This window comes from Henriciella sp. (assembly GCF_049649345.1).
In the GTDB taxonomy this organism is placed as follows: Bacteria; Pseudomonadota; Alphaproteobacteria; order Caulobacterales; family Hyphomonadaceae; genus Henriciella.
Genome location: NZ_JBARZC010000378.1, coordinates 1 through 2,591, shown reverse-complemented (window position 1 = coordinate 2,591; position 2,591 = coordinate 1). Strand labels below are relative to the sequence as shown.

At 59.1% G+C, this 2,591-nt stretch carries 3 protein-coding genes; 2 read left to right on the top strand and 1 reads right to left on the bottom strand.

Going from position 1 to position 2,591, the window contains the following annotated elements:
- Positions 1-982, bottom strand: a 982-nt coding sequence (locus tag WA989_RS10330) for an AMP-binding protein (protein WP_424340414.1), incomplete at its 3' end; no start/stop codon positions are given.
- 253 nt (positions 983-1,235) lie between these two features.
- Here WA989_RS10330 and WA989_RS10325 point away from each other — a divergent pair.
- Together WA989_RS10325 and WA989_RS10320 are read left to right on the top strand one after the other, a co-directional pair.
- Positions 1,236-1,667 (top strand): BLUF domain-containing protein, encoded by a 432-nt coding sequence (locus WA989_RS10325; protein ID WP_424340413.1) that lies wholly within the window; start codon positions 1,236-1,238, stop codon positions 1,665-1,667.
- 59 nt (positions 1,668-1,726) lie between these two features.
- On the top strand, positions 1,727-2,591 hold an 865-nt coding region (locus WA989_RS10320; RefSeq protein ID WP_424340412.1), incomplete at its 3' end, for a hypothetical protein.

Here is a 2,591-nt window from a genome sequence, read left to right as displayed (position 1 = left end):
GACTGGACGTGTCGGTTGTCTTGAAGTCCGGATGGTTCAGCACTTCGCGCGCCATAACCGGCACGCCGCTCATGCTGGTGATCTTTTCGCTCTCGATGAGGCGCAAGGCTTCGCCGGCATCCCACTTGTACATCAGCACGATCTTGCCGCCGACCGCGGTGACAGCATAGGCGCCGCAATTATTGGCCGTGACGTGGAACAGCGGCGTGGTGATAAGGCCATGCGGGACCGGCGGCGGATCCGGCGGCACCTCACCGGTCGCCACCTGGACGGCAAGTCCAGCCGAAGCGCGCGCATAGCTCAGATTCATCAGATTGGCGATGCAGCCGCGATGGGTCAGCTGCGCCCCCTTGGGAAAGCCTGTGGTGCCGGACGTGTAGAAGATGCAGGCGTCGCTGTCAGGATCGATGGTGACATCCGGCAGCTTTGCCTCATGCACGACAACGTCAGACCAGGCGATTACATTGTCCTCAGGGCCATCGAGGCGGACGCCGACAAGCTCGATGCCGTCAACCATGGCAGGGCGCTCGTGCACCCGGGCGAGACGTTCCTGGTCCGCGAAAAGGACTTTGGGCGAGGAGTCCTTCAGCGCATAGGACATTTCCTCGGCGGTCCACCAGGCATTCATGCCGACAACGGTCACACCGACCGAGGCGCAGGCCCAGTAGATCAGCAACCATTCGGGATAATTGCGCATGGAGATGGCCACCCGGTCGCCGGGGGCAACGCCTCTGTCGAACAGCCAGGCTGCGATCGACGCTGTCAGGCGGTGGGCCTCGGCATAGCTGATGCGCTCATCCTTATAGACGAGGTAGTCACGCTCGGCGAAAGGGGCCGTCGAAAGCCAGAACTCCCGGATGCTCGGCGGCGCATTCTTGAATGTGCGTATCGTGTTGCCGAGAATGTTTTCTTTGACAATTTCGAACTGCCCGCCCGGACCTGTCAGTTCGTCTCTGGCTTTGGCCAGTTCCGCGTAGTGCATCTCACTCCCCGATCATTGGTTTTAGTCGAGCTTACACAGTCTGATCGGTGAGAGAAACAATGAACGTCGCGTAAGCCCTGCGCAGAAGCGGCTTCGAGAATTGGAGGGCGGTTTGCAGCGTGTCGGCTCAAGCGCAGATACCACGCGAACTGACTGGTCTTGCGCACACGCAAAGCTTGTAAAGTGTTGAATAGGCGGCGCAAAACCATAATATCGCAATGTGCCGGTGAAACTTGGCGGCATATGCAGCGACATGACAGATACCTCTCAACAGATATACAGGCTGGTCTATGTCAGCACGGCCTCAGAGCGATTGGGCGGGGCGGAGATCGATAATATTCTCAATGTCTCCCAATCCAACAATGATGAGCGCTATGTGACAGGGTTCCTCGCGCATAATGGGCGCTCCTTCATGCAGGCGCTCGAGGGCAAGCGTGAGGAAGTCGAGTATATCTACAACCGGATCCTCGGGGACGATCGTCATTTCGGCGTGACGCAGATTATCGGCGAACCTGTCGTCCGCCGCGCCTTTCCGGACTGGTCGATGAACTATCACCGCGTGGACGGTGGCAGTGGCTCGTCCACCATGGTGATCCGCAGTGATGACACCGTTGATGCCCTTTTGAACCCCGACATGCCGCGCGATCTGCTCTATCTGTTTTCAAAATTCATCCGCCTGCGCTGAGGTAGTCCGCCGCGCCTTTGATAACCCTCTGGAAACTGATTTCTGAAAGGGTGCCGGCCATGACACACCTTGCGATCGAGGAACCGATGGAAAATGAGATGCAGCTCTTGATGGCGCGCATCGCCCATCTTGGTGAAATGACCGAGGGCGAAGCCCGCCGGATCGTCAACGAGATCTATCGCGATGGCATTGTGAGCCGCCAAGAAGCTGAATCGCTTTTCCGCCTCAACGATCAACTCGCCGAGCGCGATCCTGTCTGGGTCGAGCGTTTCATCGAGGCGATCAAGGATTTCCTTCTGACGCGCGAGGCGCCGGAAGGCTGGATCACCGATGAGGAAGCTGACTGGCTGATGGCGCAGACGGGCCGGGACGGCCATATCGAGACGGCAAGCGAGATCGATCTCATCCTGACACTGCTTCGTTATGCGGATGGCGCACCGGAATCCTTGTCGCGCTACTGCCTGGAAGCGGTCTCGCGCCGCATCATAGAGAATGGCGTTGCGGACGCGGCGATGACAGAGCGTATGCGCCGGATCCTTTTTGCACCGGCCGGCGAGGCAAGCCTCTGGGTCAATCGCCACGAAGCCACCATTCTGTTCAAGACCAATGATGCGGTCGCCGAAGCGCCGAACACGAAGATGTGGAACACAATGTTCGCCAAGGCCATTCTGAACCATCTCGTCGCTGCGGCGCATCCTGATCCAGTGACCGAAGCCGACGCGCTGAAACGCGAAGCCTGGCTCAAGGATACCAATGCAAGCGTTGGCGGCTTTTTCTCGCGCATGGCGAATGCCTTCACCAGCGGCACGTGGTTTGAAAAGGTCAGCCATGATGCCGAAGCGGCCGCCCGCGCCCGCTACATGGCCAAGGAGGCCAATGGCAAGAAAGCCGCCGCGGTGACGGCGGACGAGCAGAACTGGTTCC